Consider the following 16,943-nt stretch of genomic DNA (forward strand, 5'->3'; position numbering starts at 1 on the left):
CGAAAAAAATTCCGGGCGCGTGCCGATGCCCGGCGCACCAACGCATTGCGACGGCTTCATGTCACTTGCGATTGGTTACGTTTGACAGAGAACAGAAAGCCCCGCTTCATCCGACCGCCGCACGATCCGGCGATATTTTGCGCGCCTGATGGCAAGTCACGCAGTTCAACATCAATCGATGAGGTGGGGTGATGATTTCGTTTTTCGGTAAGCAGCGGAAGATGGCCGTGGTGGTGGCGGGCGCGCTGGCGCTCGCCAGCATGGGTGCGCACGCGGCGCAGCAGGACGGCGACAGTCAGGGCGAGGACCGTGGCCACGCGAGCCGCGTCGTGAAGCACGTGCTGCTGATCAGCGTCGACGGTCTGCACGAGCAGGATCTCGCGCGCTGCATCGGCGCGAACACGTGTCCGAACATCGCGGTGCTCGCGCAGCACGGCGTGACGTACACGAATGCGTACACGCCCGGCCTGTCGGATTCGTTCCCGGGCCTCGCGGCGCTCGTGACGGGCGGCTCGCCGAAGACGGCCGGCTTGTTCTACGACGTGTCGTATGACCGCAACCTGTATGCGCCGAGCGACACGACGTGTTCGGGCAAGCAGGGCTGGAACGTCGTGTTCGACGAAACCACGGGCATCGACGCCCAGAACGGCGGCGCGCTGATCCACCTGAACGGCGGCGGCGCATTCAACCCGCAGGCGATCCCGCATGCGCGCGTGGGCGGCCAGTGCGTGCCGGTCTACCCGCACAACTACGTGAAGACCAACACGGTGTTCGAGGCCGTGAAGGCGGGGATCCCGAATGCGCATACGGCGTGGGCCGACAAGCACGCGTGGGGCTACGACTGGCTGAACGGGCCGTCGGGCACCGGCGTCGACGATCTCGCGCGTACCGAGATCAACTCGATCGACCCGGCGACGGGCACGAACTACACGGACGTCTACTCGCATACCGCGCGTTTCGACAACCTCCATGTGCAGGCGCTGATCAACCAGATCGAAGGCCGCGATTCGACGGGCACGAAGAGCGCGCCGGTGCCGACGCTGTTCGGCGCCGACTTCCAGACGCTCAGCGTCGCGCAGAAGGCGACGGTCGCGACGGGCGGCGGTTATCTCGACGCGAACTTCACGCCGAGCGGGCAGGTCGCGAATGCGATCACGTACGTCGACAACTCGATCGGCCATATCGTCGCGGCGCTGAAGCAGGCCAACCTGTATTCGTCGACGGCCGTGATCGTCACGTCGAAGCACGGCCAGTCGCCGACCGATCACACGAAGCTCGTGAAGAACGGCGACACGCTGACGAAGCTGCTCGAAGCGAACAACTACCTCGACCCGAACGGCAACTTCGGCCAGAACAACACGACGACGGGCAACCTGAACGACGGTTCGGGCCTGGTCGGCACGGGCTTCGTGCAGACCGACGACGTCGGCCTGATCTGGCTGCGCGACCGCAACCAGCGCACAGCCGTCGTGCAGACGCTGAAGGCGAACCTGAGCTGCAATGCGCCGGGGATCTGCGCGGACGGCTCGCAGGCGTACATCCTGTACGGCGCGGCGCTCGCCGACCGCTTCGGCGATCCGGCCAACGGCCGCACGCCGGACATCATCGTCCAGCCGAATCCGGGCGTGATCTATACGTCGAGCACGAAGAAGGACGAGGAGCACGGCGGCAACGCACCGGACGACAGCCACCTCGGCCTGCTCGTGTCGTACCCGGGCATCCATCGCGCGCGTACCGTGAACGATCTGGTCGGCACGAAGCAGGTCGCGCCGACGATCCTCGAGTTGCTCGGTGCTGAACCGCGTCTGCTGCATGCGGTCGTGGCCGAGAACACGCGCGTGCTGCCGGGGCTCGGTATCGGGCGCTGATGGAGCGTGCCGGCGGCCGCCTTCGGGCGACTTCCGGCACCGGACGCGCGGCGTCGTTCGGCCGATGGCCGGCGGCGCCGCGTTTTTTTGGGCATGACGATGCCGGCTGTGCCGGCGCTCACGTGCTCACGTGCTCGCGCACTCGCCGAGCATCCATTCCCTGAAGCGCCGCAACGCGGCGCTCGTCTCCAGGCGTTCCGGCGCGTAACACAGGTAGTGCCCCTGCGCGTCGACGTCGACGGGCGCGTCGAACGGTTCGACGAGCGTGCCGGCCGCGAGATTGTCGGCGATCAGGAAGCGCGGCACGAGCGCGAGCCCGAGCCCGGCCTGCGCGGCCTGGATCAGCACCGAATACTGTTCGAAGCGCGGCCCCGCCAGCGCGTTCATGTGGGCCGCGCGATGGCGCTCCGCCCACATCGACCACGCGATCTCCGCCTGCTCGTGCACGAGCCGCGGCGCGGACACCGCGTCGGCGGGCGCGCGCAGCGCATGCCGTGCCGCGAATTCGCGGGAGCAGACCGGCACGAACGTGCGGCCGTCCAGGTAATCGCACCGGACGCCTTCCCATGCACCGTCGCCATAACGGATCGCCGCGTCGAGCCCGAACGGAAACACGTCGCCATGCGCCAGATGGCGGCGAAAGCTCAATGTGACGCCCGGTGCGTCGGCGAGGAAACGCGCGAGCCGCGGCACCAGCCATTTCGTCGTGAAGGTCGGCACGCTCGCGATCGTCAGCAGGTCGCTGTTCTCGCGCGCGCTCAGCAGTTCGATCGACGCGTTGCCGATCTCGCGCAACGGACCGATCACGCGCGCGTGATAGACCTGTCCGGCCCGTGTCAGCGCGAGATTGCGCCCTTCGCGCACGAACAGCTTGACGCCGAACAGCGCCTCGAGGTTCGCGATCTGCCGGCTGACCGCGCTCGGCGTCAGCCCCAGCTCGCGGGCCGCATACGAGAAGTTCAGGTACTTCACGGAAGTCGCGAACGCGTGCAGTTCCGCGACGTTCGGAAACAGGTGCTTCATGGCGAACTATTCCTTGCGCGCACAGATCGATGCGGGCGTTGTACGTTTTTTTCATGACGATGCCATGTCGCGTCCGCACACTGCGCCTGTCACGACAAGGTCCGCCGGTCACGTCCGGCGGACCTTGCGCGGCCCGTTCCGTTTCCGTCAGCGAGCCCGTCCATGCATCCGTCAACCGCGCCTGCCGCAGCTGCAGGTGTTCCGATTCGTCGTAACAAACGGCCGCGCGCGCTGGCGGGACGCCTGCTGTTGCACGCATTCGTCGCGGCCTTCGCGCTGTACCTCGCGCTGCCGATCGCGCTGCTGCTGATCGGCTCGGTCGGCGGGTCGTGGACGAACACGCTGCTGCCGACCGGCATCACGTCGCACTGGTTCGCGGATCTCGCGGCGAACCGCAGCTTCACGCGGGCATTCGGCGTGAGCCTCGTGGTCGCGCTCGCGTGCTGTGCGATCAATGCCGCGCTGGGATTGCCGCTCGCGTATGCGCTGCATCATCGTGCGGTGGCGGGCCGCGGCTTCGCGGCGCGCGTCGTGATGCTGATGCCGATCGCGGTGCCGGCGCTGACGCTCGGCTTCGGCTACATCGCGATCTTCAGCGGCGACACGCTGCCGTGGCTCGGCACGCTGCCGCTGATGATCGCGGCCCACGCGGTGCTGACGTTGCCTTATCTGCTGCAAACGCTGCTGAGCGACCTGCGCCATCTCGGCCTCGAGCGTCTCGAGGCGTGCGCGGCGACGCTCGGCGCGACGCCGCTGCGCCAGTTCTTCACGATCGTGCTGCCGAACCTGCGGCACAGCCTGTTTTCCGGGCTCGTGATGGTCGCCGCGCTGTCGATCGGCGAATTCCAGATCTCGAACCTGATCGCGGGCTTCCGCTATCGCAACTATCCGATCGTGCTGCTGCAGGCGTTCTACGGCGCGTCGGGGATGGCGTGCGCGGCGACCGTCGTGCTGCTCGTCCTCGCCGTGCTCGCGACGCTTGTGTCCGTCTGCACCGTGCAACGCCTGAAGTGAAACCATCATGAGCCTCGATTTCGAAAACGTCAGCTTCCAGTATCCGGGCGCCCGTCACGGCGTCGACGCGGTCACGCTGTCCGCGACCCAGGGCGAACTGCTCGCGGTGATGGGCCGCAGCGGCTCCGGCAAATCGACGCTGCTGCGTCTTGCCGCCGGGTTGCTCGACGGGTACGCCGGCCGCATCGCGATCGGCGGCGGCGACATGGCCGGCGTGCCGGTGTGGCGGCGCGAGGTCGGCATGGTGTTTCAGCACTACGCGCTGTTCCCGAACCTGTCGGTCGTCGACAACGTCGGCTACGGGCTGAAGATGCGCGGCGTGGCGGCAGCGCCGCGGCGGCGCCGTGCGCTCGAGATGCTCGAACGTGTCGGCCTCGCGGCGCAGGCCGAGCGCGGCACGGCGATGCTGTCCGGTGGCCAGCAGCAGCGCGTCGCGCTGGCCCGCGCGCTCGTGATCGAACCGAAGCTGCTGCTGCTCGACGAGCCGCTTGCGGCGCTCGATGCCGGGATTCGGCACCAGTTGCGCGACGAGATCCGCGCGCTGCAGCGTGCGTGCGGTGCGACGACGCTGCTCGTCACGCACGACCAGGACGAGGCACTCAGCATGGCCGATCGCGTGGCGATCGTCGACGGCGGGCGCGTGCTGCAGGCCGGCACCCCGCGCGAACTATACGAGCGTCCGGCGACCGCGCAGGTCGCCCGTTTCGTCGGCCATTCGACGTTGCTGCGCGGCCGCGTGCTCGCGCACGGCACCGTCGACGTGCGCTTCGCGATGCTGCGCGCGGATACGGGCGCGCACCGGCCGGGCGATACGGTCGACGTGCTGGTCCGGCCGGAACACCTGCAGCCCGATCCGCCCGAGCAGGCCGCGAACCGCATCGACGGCCGGGTCGGCGAGGTCCGCTATTTCGGCGCGACGCAGCGCTTCGATTTCATGCCGGCGGGCGCGACCGACGCGCTGCTCGGCGAAGGGCGCGAACTGCCCGCGCGCTGCGTGTCGATCGAACCGCGCCATCTGCTCGTGCTGCCCGCCGCGTAAGCGCGTTACCCCATTCATTCAACGGAGAATCTCGATGTCTGCACGCCGCCTGTTCCTCCATGCCATGCGCCGCCGCCTGCTGGCGCTCGGTGCGTTCGCGATGCTCGCGCCGGCGCTCGCCCATGCCGCGCCGCTGTACCCCGGCGAGGACGCGCTGTACGAGAAGGCCGCCGACGAAGGGCTCGTCGTATCGTTCGACACGGGCCCGGAATGGGCAAACTGGAAATCGCTGTTCGCCGAATTCCGCAAGCGCTACCCGAAGGTCGAGATCACATACAACGACATCGGCTCGGCGGCGACGGTCGTCGCGCTCGACAAGTCGCGCCGGCGCCCGCAGGCCGATACCGCGTACTACTTCGCCGCATCGGCGCTCGACGCGACGGCCAAGGATGTCGTCGTGCCGTTCAAGCCGGTCAATTTCGACAAGCTGCCGACGGTGTTTCGCGCGCCGGACGCGCGCTGGTTCGCGGTGCATTCGCTGAACATCGCGTTCCTCGTCAACCGGAAGCTCGTGAAGAACGTGCCGCAGCGCTGGTCCGACCTGCTGAAGCCCGAGTACCGCAACGCGGTCGTTTATCTCGACCCGCGCTCGACCGGGCAGGGGCAGGTCGCGGTGTTCGCGGCCGCCTATGCGAACGGCGGCAGCGTCGACAACCCGAAACCGGGCGCGGATTTCTTCGGCAAGCTGAAGCAGGCGGGCAACGTGTTGCGCGTCGAGGGCACGACGCCGTACGCGAAGTTCGTCAAGGGCGAGATTCCGATCCTGATCGGCTATGAGAACGACGGCCTCAAGGCCAAGTACACGGACGGCATGGGCGACGCGGCCGACGTCGTGATTCCGCAGGACGGCAGCGTGTCGGCACCGTACGCGATGAGCCTCGTGAAGAACGGCCCGAATCCGGCCGCCGCGCAGTTGTGGCTCAACCTCGTGATGAGCGATGTCGGCCAGGTGCTGTTCGCGCAGGGCTACGTGCGGCCGGCCGTGCCCGGTACGCCGGTCGCGCAGGACGTCGCCGCGAAGCTGCCGAACGCACCGCAGGTGCGTCCGCTCGACGTCGCGAAGGCCGCGACGCGCAAGGCCGAGGTCGACCAGCTCTGGTCGCAGGCCACGCTCGGCAAATAAGGGGCGCACGATGCGGGTCTCGTCCATGCAGCGCGGCATCCTGCGCCGCTACGGCGCGGTGCCGGCCGCCGCGCTGTTCGCGGTGTGCTTCGCGCTGCCGCTCGCCGCGCTCGTCGGTGCCGCGTTCGACGGCGGCGGCCATGCGTTCGCCGCGGTATTCGGCGATCCGCTCGTCGCCGACGCGATCGTGCGCTCGGTGGCGCTCGCGATCGCCGCCGGCACGTTGTCCGTCGCGGTCGGCGTGCCGGTCGCGTTCGTGCTGGCCGCGCAGTCGCCGGCGCGGCGCCGCTGGTCGCTCGCGCTGCTCGGCGTGCCGCTGGCGTTCTCCGGTCTCGTGATCGCGTATGGCTTCATCCTCGTGTTCGGCCGCGCCGGGTTTGTGACGATGCTGCTCGCGTCGCTCGGCGCCGATCCGGCCGTGGTCGGCGGCGCGATCTACACCATGCCGGGGCTCGCGTTCGCCTACGCGTACTACCTGATTCCGCGCGTCGCGCTGATGCTTTACCCGGCGCTCGCGAATCTCGACCGGCGGCCGCTCGAGGCGGCGCTGACGCTCGGTGCGCGGCCGTGGCGTGCCTGGTTCGACGTCGCGTGGCGCGAGCTGTGGCCGTCGATCGCGTCGGCCTGGTGCCTCGTCGCCGCGATCGCGCTCGGCACGTACGGCACGGCGCTCGCGCTGGCCGGTACGCAGATCAACATCCTGCCGCTGCTGATGTACCTGAAGCTGTCCGACGGGCAGACCGATTTCTCGCAGGCCGCCGTGCTGTCGATCGTGCTGACGGCGCTCTGCACCTGTGTGCTTGCATTGGGGGAAGGACTTGTACGGCAACGGCATCATTGAATGGTCGAACGACGCGCGCGACGCGCTGGCGCAACTCGCGCAACGGCAGCGTGGCGCGACCCGGCACCGGATGCCGGTCGGCGTGATCGGGCCGCGCGATGCGACGGCGGCCCAGCTTGCAGCCGCCGAACGGATCGCGCACGGGCTCGCGGGGGCGGGCGTCGTCATCGTCGGCGGCGGCAAGCAGGGCGTGATGGAGGCTGCCGCGCGCGGCGCGCACGCGGCGGGCGGATGCGCGATCGGGCTGCTGCCCGAGGACGATGCGCGCGAAGCGAATCCCTATCTGTCGGTTGCGCTGCCGACCGGGCTCGGCATCACGCGCAACGCGCTGATCGCGCGTGCGTCGCTGTGCCTCGTCGCGGTGGGCGGTGGCCTCGGCACGCTGTCCGAAATCGCGCTGGGGCTGCAATGGGGCAAACCGGTGTTCGCGATTTGCGACGCACCGCAGGTGGCGGGTGTCGAGCGCTTCGACGAAGCGGACCCGCTCGTCGCGCGGGTCGCGCGCTGGCTGTGCGGTCCGGGGTAGGTCGGCGTTCCGGTTGACGCGATGCATGGGTTCGAACGGCATCGGCCGAATGAGCAGGAATCCTCTGCATGACGAAGATCACGGCCGCGCGTTGCGCGGCCGGCGGTCTCGGCACGGCGGCGCATGCGCAACGTACCGTCACGTTCCATGGCAAGCGGGGCGCGTGTTCGCGGCGCGGGGCTTGAAATGACGCGCACGACGCGCCATATTGGCCGCGTATGCTTCGTTTCAACGAAATCGAAAGGGATTCTCGATGCGCCTTCTGCTTGCCCTGCTGCTGCCGTGGTTTCAGTTCTTCACGATCGGCCGCCCGATCGCCGGGGTCATCTGCCTGATCCTGCAACTCACGATCATCGGCTGGCTGCCGGCCGCGATCTGGTCGGTGTACGCGCTGAGCCAGTACAAGACCGATCGCAAGATCGAAGCGGCGCTGCGCGAGCGTCGCTGACGCAAACGGCAACGGGCCACGTTGCCCGCCCGTCGCCGGTTACTGCGGTGGCGGCCCGTCCAGTTCCTCGGCCCGCGCGAACAGCCAGTCGACGAACGTGCGCAGCGACGGATCGTCGTCGTTGCGATACAGGCAATGAAACGGCGGCCCTTCGAGGTGGACCTCGGGGAACAGCGCGACGAGCCGGCCGTTTGCGATGTCGTCGCTGACGACCGCGCGCGGCGCGAGGCACACGCCGAGCCCGCTCGCGGCAGCCTTCACCATCAGGAAGAACTCGCGATAGAACGGCCCGCGCAATGTCTCGGTGACGTCCGACCCAGCCTGGTGGAACCAGTATTGCCACGCCTGCGGCATGCCCGCGAAGTGCAGCAGCGGCGCGTTGCGCAGGTCCGCCGGTGCGCGTACCCGTTCGAGCACCGGATGGCCGGGCGCGCACACGGGCACCGCGACGGTCGCGAGCAGCGGGCGCGACACGAAGCCCTTGCGGCGCAACTCCGGCGTATAGCGGCGGATCACGATGTCGCACGATTCGTCGATCTGGTCGCGTTCGGCGTCGGCGGTCGTGACGAGCTGCACGTCGATATCCGGATGCGCGGCCTCGAATACGGCCAGTTGCGTCAGCAACCAGCCGTGCGCGAACGACACCGATGCATTGATCCGCACCGGCTGGCCGCCTTCCGGCTCGAACATCTGCCCGGTCGCCTGCGCGAGCCGGCCGAGGCAACTTGCGACGTCGACGAGGTAATGCCGCGCGCGCGGCGTGAGCCGCAGCGAACGCCCGTCGCGTTCGAACAGCTTCTGCCCGAAGAACGATTCGAGTACGCGGATCTGCTGCGCGATCGCGCTCTGGGTCACGTTCAGTTCCTCGGCGGCGAGGGTAAGGCTCTGCAGGCGGCCGGCGGCTTCGAAGCTGCGCAGCGCGTTCAGGGGCGGTAATCGGCGCATCGTGAGATCGCGAAGAAAAGCTAAACAGTGGGTCAAAAAATGTCGTTTGTGGCGGCCGGGGCGCCTCCCTATCATGGCGCCGACAGGAGAATGCCCCGATGACGATCATAGCGCCGCCCGATTGCCGATCAACTGGAATTCGCCACCGCCTTCGCCAACGACGCGCGCGGCGCGCCGTGCTGCCGGCGGCGCGCGGTCGCGGTGCACTGGCGCTTGCCTGTGCCGGGTTGTTCGCGACGCTGACCGGGTGCGCGGCGAAGCCGGACACCGAGCGCCAGATCGGCAGCGGCGGGTCGCTGGTGCGCTACAGCTCGAGCCAGACCGAGGTCGACCTGACGGAGACCGAACAGCAGACGCTGCGCATGTTGAGCGACCGTCGTTATGCGGGCATCTCGCAGGCGCGCGCGCTCGACGCGGTGGCCGGCGTGCTGCGCGCGCAGGGCTACGCGCCGGTGACGGTCGATCGGGACGTGGGGCTGATCGAAGGCGGGCGCAGCGACACGCTGATCCCGAAGTGGCGGCAACTGCTGCGCGGCGCGCTGAAGGCGCGCATCGGCGGGTTGCCCGCGAAGCCGGATCACGAGCGTGTGGCCGCCGTCGTGACGGTCCGCACGGCGCCGGACACGCGCGGTGCGATCGTGCGCGCGCGGTTCGATCGCACGGTGTGGGACAGCAACGGCGATTCGCGCACGAAGACCGTCGTCGAGCCCGCGTACTACCAGACCTTCTTCGGCGAAATGGACAAGGCGATGTGCACGATGTCGTGCGAGCGGTGAGCGGCGCGCGTGCGCCGGCGCAGGGGAGCGTGGAGGGACGGAGGGGGAGGGCTGCCGCCCGGTGACGAACGGAGAGGCCGGGCATCGCGCCCGGCCGAAAGGCTTACTTCACCGCAAACAGCGTAAGGTTCATGAAGATCTTGAACGCATAACCGAGCGTGACGGCGCCGATCACGCCGCCCGCCCACAGCACGACGAACCACATCCAGCCGCGCATCCGCGGCCGCGGCGCCTCGGGCGGGCGGTCGGCGGAATCAGTGGTGGTAGTAATGCTGGTCTTCATGGCGCACCTTGCCTCGGAATACCCAGTAACCCATCGTCGTGTAGGCGATGATGATCGGGAGGATAACCGCTGCGCCGACCAGCGTGAAGGTCTGGCTGGAACGCGGGGCCGCCGCTTCCCAGATCGTCATGGTCTGAGGAATCGCATACGGGAACAGCGTGACGAGCAGGCCGACGTAGCCGAGCAGCACGAGCGCCAGCGCGAGCACGAACGGCGTCATGTCGTGCCGGTCGCGCACCGCGCGCCGCATCCACACCGCGCACCCGGCGACCAGGAACGGCACCGGCAGCAGGCGCCAGAACAGCCCCGAGTCGAACCAGCGCTGCGCGATGGCGGGATCCTGCAGCGGCGTCCACAGGCTGACGACCGCGATGAAGCCGAGCAGCACGATGGTCAGCGGCCACACGACGCGATGCAGCCGGCGCTGCAGGTCGCCTTCGGTCTTCGCGACGAGCCAGCAGCAGCCGAGCAGCGCATAGGTCACGATCAGGCCGAGGCCGGTCAGCAGGCTGAACGGCGTCAGCCAGTCGAACGCGTCGCCCGCGAACACGCCGTCTTTCACGTTGATGCCCTGCAGGAACGCGCCGAGCGCGATGCCCTGGAACAGCGTCGCGCCGGCCGAGCCGCCGATGAACGCGAGATCCCACAGGTGCTTCGTGCGCCGCGCCTTCGCGCGGATCTCGAACGACACGCCGCGGAAGATCAGGCAGACCAGCATGAAGATCAGCGGCAGGTACAGTGCCGACAGTACGGTCGAATAGACGATCGGGAACACCGCGAACAGCCCGGCGCCGCCGAGCACGAGCCACGTCTCGTTGCCGTCCCACACGGGGGCGACCGTGTTCATCATCAGGTCGCGTTCCTTCTCGTCCGGGAAGAACGGGAAGACGATGCCGATGCCGAGGTCGAAGCCGTCGAGCACGACGTACATGAAGAGCCCCAATGCGATGATCGCGGCCCAGATTACGGTGACGTCCATAGGTTTTCTCGTATGCGGATGGGGTGGGCTCAGACGGTCTCGATCAGCTCGTCGACGGCCGACATCGGGCGGCGCGCGGTGTGATCGGGGCGCGTGTCGGGCGTGTCGTCGTGCTTCACGTCGGGCAGCGCGGGGCCGGCCTTCATCAGCTTCAGCATGTAGTACACGCCGGTGCCGAACACGAGGAAGTACACGATCACGAACGTCATCATCGACAGGCTGACCTGCTGCACCGACAGCGGCGACACGGCCTGCGCGGTACGCATCACGCCGTACACGACCCATGGCTGGCGGCCCGCCTCGGTCGTCACCCAGCCCGCGAGCAGCGACACGAAACCGGTCGGGCCCATCACGAGCACGAAGCGCTGGAACGCCTTCGATTCATACAGGCGGCCGCGGCGGCGCAGCAGCCAGGCGAGCGCGGCGAGGCCGATCATCGCGAAGCCGAGGCCGACCATGATCCGGAAGCTCCAGAACACGACCGTCGAGTTCGGGCGATCTTCGGGCGGGAAATCCTTCAGCCCGCGGATCTCGCCGTCCCAGCTGTGCGTGAGGATCAGGCTGCCGAGGTGCGGCACCTTCAGCGCGTAGTGCGTCGTTTCCGCCTTCATGTCCGGAATGCCGAACAGGTTCAGCGGCGTGCCGCCCTTCTCGGTTTCCCACAGTCCTTCGATCGCGGCGATCTTCGCGGGCTGGTGCTTCAGCGTGTTGATGCCGTGCTGGTCGCCGATCACGGCCTGCAGCGGCGCGAGCACGAGCAGCAGCCACAGCGCCATCGAGAACATCTTCTTCACGCTCTTGTCGCGGCGGCCCTTCAGCAGGTGCCATGCGGCGGTTGCGGCCACGACCAGCGCGGCGACGATGAACGCGGCGATCGCCATGTGGAACAGGCGGTACGGGAACGACGGGTTGAAGATGATTGCGAACCAGTCGGTCGGCACGACGCGGCCGTCGACGATCTCGAAGCCCTGCGGCGTCTGCATCCAGCTGTTCGACGCGAGGATCCAGAACGTCGAGATCAGCGTGCCGATCGCGACCATCAGCGTCGCGCCGAAGTGCGCGCGCGGGCTCACGCGGTTCCAGCCGAACAGCATGATGCCGAGGAAGCCGGCCTCGAGGAAGAACGCGGTCATCACCTCGTACATCAGCAGCGGGCCGGTGACGGCGCCGGCGAAGCTCGAGAAGCCCGACCAGTTGGTGCCGAACTGATAGCTCATCACGACGCCGGAGACGACGCCCATCCCGAACGCGACCGCGAAGATCTTCGACCAGAACAGACAGAGGGTTTTGTAGTACTGCTTGCCGGTCTTGAGCCAGCGATATTCGAGCACGGCGATGAAGCTGGCGAGGCCAATGCTCAGCGCCGGGAAGACGATGTGAAAGGAGACGGTGAACGCGAATTGCAGGCGGGCCAGATCGAGGGCCGAAAGTGCGGTGTCCATACAGTTGACCGAAGCTGACGATACCCGCCGACGGGTGCCGGCGGACCCCGGCGGACAGGCGTCGGGGTTGGCTGGAGTATGTGCCGCGATGTTGCACCGCGAAATGTGCCAACTCGTCGCAGATGTCCAGCCCGCCGCGCGCGATTTCGGGATAAATCGTTGATTCGTATCAAGAAGGTCGTTCGCCGCGCGCGCGGCCGCGGCGCGGCGGTCTGACGCACGTGCGTCAATATGGCGCGTCGCGTCAACGGAACGGATTCGCGCGTGCGGAAGTTGCGCGCCGGGCGGCCGATCCGTTTCGATGCGTTAGCCGCGTAATGCGGACGACCGCGCGGAAGGGGCGTCGCAGGTGGGGTCTGTCACATTGGTAACGTCGCGCAACATTCGCGTGTTCGCCGGTAATGGATGCCGCATCGCGCGCGGCGTAGCGTGCGGGGTATCGGGTTCGCATCGGCGAACCGGCCTGTCGGAGAACGTGACGTGAATGGATTGAAGCTCGCGCTGGGCGCGGCAGCCGCGGTGGCGCTCGCGACGGGCGGCGTGGCGCATGCCGCCCGGGTCGGGGTCTATGTCGGCCCCGGCTTCGGCTACCCGTATTACTACCCTGTCGTTCCCGCGCCGTATTACTACCCGCCGCCCGTCGTCGCGGTGCCGGTCGATCCGCCTCCACCGCCCGAGTATGTCGAAAAGGGGCAACCGCAGGACAGCGGCGACGCGAACCTCTGGTACTACTGCGACGCGTCGAGGCATTACTACCCGTATGTGAAGACCTGCAAGTCGGGCTGGCGATCGGTGCCGGCGCGACCGCAGTGACGGAGGCGCGACGATGAAATCCGCATTTCGATTCGTGCGCGTGCCGGCTGCGCTGGCGCTGGCCGGCCTCCTTGGCGCATGCGCATACATGCCGACCGGGCCGAGCGTGATGGCGCTGCCCGGCACCGGCAAGTCGTTCGACCAGTTCCGCGCCGATGATGGAAGCTGCCGCCAGTACGCATTCCAGCAATCGGGCGGCGTGAGTGCCGGGCAGGCCGCGACCGCGAGCGCGGTCGGCAGCGCGGCCGTCGGCACCGCGCTGGGTGCCGCGGCGGGCGCCGCGTTCAACGGCGGTACCGGTGCGGCCGTCGGCGCCGGTGCGGGGCTGCTCGCGGGCAGCGTCGTCGGCGCAGGCGCCGCGCAGGGCTCGGCCTACGACATCCAGCGCCGCTACGACTACGCGTACCTGCAGTGCATGTATGCGACGGGCAACCGCGTGCCGGTGCCGGGCGGGATGAGCGGCGGTGGCGGTGGCGGATATGGCGGGGGCGCGCCGCGCGCGGCGCCGCCGATGCCTCCCGCGGGGATTCAGCCGCCGCCGCCGCGGTATTGACGGCGGCGTTCGCCGGTTGCGCCGGCGCGGGCGTACCGCACGCGTCGGGGTGCGATCGACGATCGACCGTGGGCAGGCGCTGCGTGAATTGCGTACACTCTGAGTCTCGTTTCGGCAGGGCCGGGCGCATCGGTTCCGGTCCGCGTTTACTCAGGGCACAGCGATGATCGATTTACGCAGCGATACCGTGACACGTCCCAGCCAGGCCATGCTGGCCGCGATGACTGCCGCCGAAGTCGGCGACGACGTGTGGGGCGACGACCCGACCGTGCTGCGCTTGCAGTCGGTCACGGCCGAGCGGGCCGGCAAGGAAGCCGGCCTGTTCTTCCCGAGCGGCACGCAGAGCAACCTGGCCGCACTGATGGCCCATTGCGAGCGCGGCGACGAATACATCGTCGGCCAGCTCGCGCATACCTACAAGTACGAAGGCGGCGGCGCGGCCGTGCTGGGCAGCATCCAGCCGCAGCCGATCGAGAACGCGCCGGACGGCACGCTGCCGCTCGCGAAGATCGCCGCGGCGATCAAGCCGATCGACAATCACTTTGCCCGCACGCGCCTGCTCGCGCTCGAGAACACGATCGGCGGCCAGGTCTTGCCGGAAGCTTATGTCGAGGAAGCCGTCGCGTTCGCGCGCAGCCGCGGGCTGTCCGCGCACCTCGACGGCGCGCGCGTCTGCAACGCGGCCGTCGCATCGGGCCGTCCGATCGCCGAGCTGTGTGCGCCGTTCGACAGCGTGTCGATCTGCTTCTCGAAAGGGCTCGGCGCACCGGTCGGCTCGGTGCTGGTCGGCAGCCCTGCGTTGATCGAGCGCGCGGCGCGCTGGCGCAAGGTGCTCGGCGGCGGGATGCGGCAGTCGGGCATTCTCGCGGCGGCGTGCCTGTATGCGCTCGACCACAACGTCGAGCGCCTCGCGGACGATCACGCGAATGCCGCGCATCTCGCGGCAGGCCTCGCGCAAATCGAAGGCGTGAAGGTGATGTCGCATGCGACGAACATGGTGTTCGCGCAATTCCCCGAAGCCGATTGCGCGCCGCTCGAGGCGTGGCTCAAGGCGCGCGGGATCCTCACGCAGATGCTGTACGCGTCGCGCTTCGTCACCCACTGCGACGTATCGCGCGCGGACATCGACACGTTCCTCGACGCGGTCGGCGCGTATTTCTCGCAGCGTCGCGCGTAACGGCCGCGGGCCGGGCCCGTCACCGGCTCATGTCATTTCGGCAGCGGCGCGAGCAACCGGCGCGCCGCTTCGACGACCCGCGCGGACAGTGACGCCATCGTCGGCGACTGCACGGTCCACGCGTGCCAGTACAGCGTGACGTCGGTCGGATGCGCGGGCGCGAGATCGACGAGCCCCTGCGCGTCGAGCGGCGCGGTGCCGATCAGCGGCTCCGGCACCATCGCGTAACCGAGCCCGTGCCGCACCGCCGCAAAATGCGAATGGGTGCCCGGCACGTAGTGGCACGGGTAGGCGCCTTCGGGCAACCCGAACTTCTCCTTCAGGAACGACGACTGCAGCGTGTCGCGCCGCGAATACGCGACGACGGGCGCCTTGCGCGCGCTCGTGCGGTTCAGCCCGCGCGGAAACCAGCGCACCGCGAATGCGGCGGCCGCGAGCAGCCGGTAGCGCATCGTGCCGAGCGGCGTCGCGATGCAGCCGCGCATCGGCTTCGGCTCGGTCGTCACGCAACCCACGGCCATCCCGCTTTCGAGCAGCGCGAACGTGTGGTCCTGGTCCTCGACGATCAGTTCGAACAGGATGCGCTCGCCCGCGAGCACGGAGGTCAGTGCGGGCAGGAACCACGTGCCGAGGCTGTCGGCGTTCAGCGCGATCGTCACGGAGATCGGCGATGCGCGCTCGGTCGCGAGCGTGCTTTGCAGGTCGGCCTGCAGCAGCGCGACGCGGCGCAGGTGCTGCAGCACGCGCTGACCGGCCACCGTCGGGCGGCACGGGCGCGTGCGCAGCACGAGCGGCGTGCCGAGGCTCGCTTCCAGCGCACGGACCCGCTGCGTGACGGCGGACGCGGTCACGTGCAGGCGCACGGCCGCCTGCTCGAAGCTGCCGGTGTCGGCGACGGCCAGCAGCGCGGCGGCCTGCTTCGGATCGATCGTTAGAGACATGTATCAGATTAACCGAGACAGATTGCGTTACTCAAACCAATAAAGCCTTGCCAGTTGTTGCGCTGCGGATGATCACGACGCCGGACGGGCAAATGCGACATCGAAAATGGGCACACCCTGGGACCCAATTGTGACCGATTCGGAATGTTTCACCAGATGGTCGGGCGCGAGGTGCACATACCGGAGAACCATGTCGTAGCTTGACCACCTACCAAGTTCCTTCAGCCGTTCGAGGGGCGTACCGCTCTGAATATGCCAAATTGCTCAAGTGTGCCGCATATCGCGAAACCGAAAATTTTCGATATTTGCCCGGGCACAGGTGGCGAGAGGGCGACTGAAGCGAGTTGATCATCTTCAGTCGGGATGACGCGGCGCAGCCCGTGGAGCTGTTCTAACCCAGGACGCCGGCGCGGACTATCGCGCCGGTATCACGCTTATAGATTTTTGAAGGCGGGTAGGAGATCTTGCTCGACGAGTCGGATCTCGATGCGATTTGCCGTCTCGATGTGCTCGGGATTCTTCATCGAGAACGGTGCATCGGTTGTGCTGACGACGATTGTGCCGGTCTGGCTTTTTCCGGCCTCCGGAGTGGGAACGACTTCGCGTGCCTCCGGAACCTGCTGCTGCGTAATCACGATGGGCAAGTAGATCATCCAGCCGACGCCGGGCTTGTCGTCGAACACCTGCCGAGCCGCATAGCTTCTCGGTCCGACAGCGGCGTATACGGGTTTGAATGCGGTCACTGCAGCGCGAACGATTTTCAGCACCGAATCCAGATTGCCGAGAATCGCCTTGTCGGACAGTGACAGTTCAAACGTGTTGATATAACCCGGTTCATTGAGATGGCATGAAATGGTTGTACCTTGATTGATGTCCTCGTTGCCGTCCCAAAGACTCACGTACGTCGAATCCGGATGTTCGCCAAACTTGTGTTTCAGTACGGCTTGAATGGCGGTCGACGGCGATCCATCTTCGAACGCCTGATACAGCAGTGCTTCCTCTTTGCTCTGTCCGCGTGCATACCATCGATTGATCTTCGGCTCGATCTCGGCGAGAGTGGCCGTGACGATCTGAATGCGTGACAGGACTTCCGAGAAGTTGGTCGGCTCGAGTGAGTCATCCTTGAATTTCAGTCTGATGTCCATGATCGTC

18 protein-coding genes are annotated in these 16,943 nt (G+C 67.7%); 11 read left to right on the forward strand and 7 right to left on the reverse strand.

Going from position 1 to position 16,943, the window contains the following annotated elements; all coding sequences use genetic code 11:
* Positions 1-191 precede the first annotated feature (191 nt).
* The gene (locus tag H3H55_RS18005; protein WP_129515967.1) at positions 192-1,868 is read left to right on the forward strand and encodes an alkaline phosphatase family protein; all 1,677 of its coding nucleotides are present in this window, start codon (positions 192-194) and stop codon (positions 1,866-1,868) included.
* Between the two features lie 126 nt (positions 1,869-1,994).
* Here H3H55_RS18005 and H3H55_RS18010 read toward each other — a convergent pair whose 3' ends face one another.
* A complete protein-coding gene (locus H3H55_RS18010; RefSeq protein ID WP_193099623.1) occupies positions 1,995-2,891 on the reverse strand; it encodes a LysR family transcriptional regulator in 897 nt (298 codons plus the stop codon).
* A 162-nt stretch (positions 2,892-3,053) separates the two neighbouring features.
* Between H3H55_RS18010 and H3H55_RS18015 the strand changes: the two genes are divergently transcribed.
* The 6 genes from H3H55_RS18015 to H3H55_RS18040 all read left to right on the forward strand — a co-directional run bounded on the left by H3H55_RS18015 (position 3,054) and on the right by H3H55_RS18040 (position 7,882).
* Entirely contained in the window at positions 3,054-3,905 is an 852-nt protein-coding gene (locus H3H55_RS18015) for an ABC transporter permease (protein ID WP_193099624.1), read from the forward strand.
* A gap of 7 nt (positions 3,906-3,912) precedes the next feature.
* Positions 3,913-4,944, forward strand: coding sequence for an ABC transporter ATP-binding protein (locus tag H3H55_RS18020; protein ID WP_129515963.1), 1,032 nt, complete (start codon positions 3,913-3,915; stop codon positions 4,942-4,944).
* A 34-nt stretch (positions 4,945-4,978) separates the two neighbouring features.
* On the forward strand, positions 4,979-6,067 hold the full coding sequence (locus H3H55_RS18025) for an extracellular solute-binding protein (protein WP_193099625.1): 1,089 nt from the start codon (positions 4,979-4,981) through the stop codon (positions 6,065-6,067).
* A 10-nt stretch (positions 6,068-6,077) separates the two neighbouring features.
* Entirely contained in the window at positions 6,078-6,908 is an 831-nt protein-coding gene (locus H3H55_RS18030) for an ABC transporter permease (protein WP_129515961.1), read from the forward strand.
* Positions 6,909-6,978: 70 nt separating this feature from the next.
* Positions 6,979-7,434: a TIGR00725 family protein gene (locus H3H55_RS18035; protein WP_413463986.1), complete on the forward strand. Its 456-nt coding sequence runs from the start codon at positions 6,979-6,981 to the stop codon at positions 7,432-7,434.
* 253 nt (positions 7,435-7,687) lie between these two features.
* Positions 7,688-7,882, forward strand: a complete 195-nt coding sequence (locus tag H3H55_RS18040) for a YqaE/Pmp3 family membrane protein (RefSeq protein WP_044848494.1) — start codon at positions 7,688-7,690, stop codon at positions 7,880-7,882.
* A gap of 39 nt (positions 7,883-7,921) precedes the next feature.
* On the opposite strand, the gene H3H55_RS18045 is transcribed toward H3H55_RS18040, so the two are convergent.
* Positions 7,922-8,827, reverse strand: coding sequence for a LysR substrate-binding domain-containing protein (locus tag H3H55_RS18045; protein ID WP_226800285.1), 906 nt, complete (start codon positions 8,825-8,827; stop codon positions 7,922-7,924).
* Positions 8,828-8,925: 98 nt separating this feature from the next.
* On the opposite strand from H3H55_RS18045, the gene H3H55_RS18050 reads away from it, so the two are divergent.
* Positions 8,926-9,603: a hypothetical protein gene (locus H3H55_RS18050; protein ID WP_193099628.1), complete on the forward strand. Its 678-nt coding sequence runs from the start codon at positions 8,926-8,928 to the stop codon at positions 9,601-9,603.
* 103 nt (positions 9,604-9,706) lie between these two features.
* Here H3H55_RS18050 and H3H55_RS18055 read toward each other — a convergent pair whose 3' ends face one another.
* From H3H55_RS18055 to H3H55_RS18065, 3 genes are read right to left on the reverse strand one after another with little or no spacing between them, the layout of a single operon-like run.
* Positions 9,707-9,886, reverse strand: a complete 180-nt coding sequence (locus tag H3H55_RS18055; protein WP_034187692.1) for a hypothetical protein — start codon at positions 9,884-9,886, stop codon at positions 9,707-9,709.
* The gene (cydB, locus tag H3H55_RS18060; RefSeq protein ID WP_129515958.1) at positions 9,858-10,865 is read right to left on the reverse strand and encodes a cytochrome d ubiquinol oxidase subunit II; all 1,008 of its coding nucleotides are present in this window, start codon (positions 10,863-10,865) and stop codon (positions 9,858-9,860) included. Before cydB ends, H3H55_RS18055 begins: the two co-directional genes overlap by 29 nt.
* Before the next feature lie 29 nt (positions 10,866-10,894).
* Positions 10,895-12,307 carry a cytochrome ubiquinol oxidase subunit I gene (locus H3H55_RS18065; RefSeq protein WP_193099629.1) on the reverse strand — a complete coding sequence of 471 codons (1,413 nt, stop codon included), beginning with the start codon at positions 12,305-12,307 and terminating at the stop codon, positions 10,895-10,897.
* Positions 12,308-12,787: 480 nt separating this feature from the next.
* On the opposite strand from H3H55_RS18065, the gene H3H55_RS18070 reads away from it, so the two are divergent.
* The 3 genes from H3H55_RS18070 to ltaE all read left to right on the forward strand — a co-directional run bounded on the left by H3H55_RS18070 (position 12,788) and on the right by ltaE (position 14,850).
* Positions 12,788-13,120, forward strand: a complete 333-nt coding sequence (locus H3H55_RS18070) for a hypothetical protein (protein WP_193099630.1) — start codon at positions 12,788-12,790, stop codon at positions 13,118-13,120.
* 13 nt (positions 13,121-13,133) lie between these two features.
* The gene (locus H3H55_RS18075) at positions 13,134-13,673 is read left to right on the forward strand and encodes a YMGG-like glycine zipper-containing protein (RefSeq protein ID WP_193099631.1); all 540 of its coding nucleotides are present in this window, start codon (positions 13,134-13,136) and stop codon (positions 13,671-13,673) included.
* A 163-nt stretch (positions 13,674-13,836) separates the two neighbouring features.
* Positions 13,837-14,850, forward strand: a complete 1,014-nt coding sequence (gene ltaE / locus H3H55_RS18080; protein WP_193099632.1) for a low-specificity L-threonine aldolase — start codon at positions 13,837-13,839, stop codon at positions 14,848-14,850.
* Positions 14,851-14,882: 32 nt separating this feature from the next.
* Here the strand turns inward: ltaE and H3H55_RS18085 are convergent, their stop codons facing one another.
* Together H3H55_RS18085 and H3H55_RS18090 are read right to left on the reverse strand one after the other, a co-directional pair.
* On the reverse strand, positions 14,883-15,791 hold the full coding sequence (locus H3H55_RS18085; RefSeq protein WP_193099633.1) for an HTH-type transcriptional regulator ArgP: 909 nt from the start codon (positions 15,789-15,791) through the stop codon (positions 14,883-14,885).
* A 434-nt stretch (positions 15,792-16,225) separates the two neighbouring features.
* Complete coding sequence (locus H3H55_RS18090; protein ID WP_193099634.1) at positions 16,226-16,936, reverse strand: immunity 52 family protein; 711 nt, start codon at positions 16,934-16,936, stop codon at positions 16,226-16,228.
* Positions 16,937-16,943 lie beyond the last annotated feature (7 nt).

The sequence above is a fragment of the Burkholderia sp. Z1 genome, assembly GCF_014893795.1.
Taxonomy (GTDB): Bacteria; Pseudomonadota; Gammaproteobacteria; order Burkholderiales; family Burkholderiaceae; genus Burkholderia; species Burkholderia theae.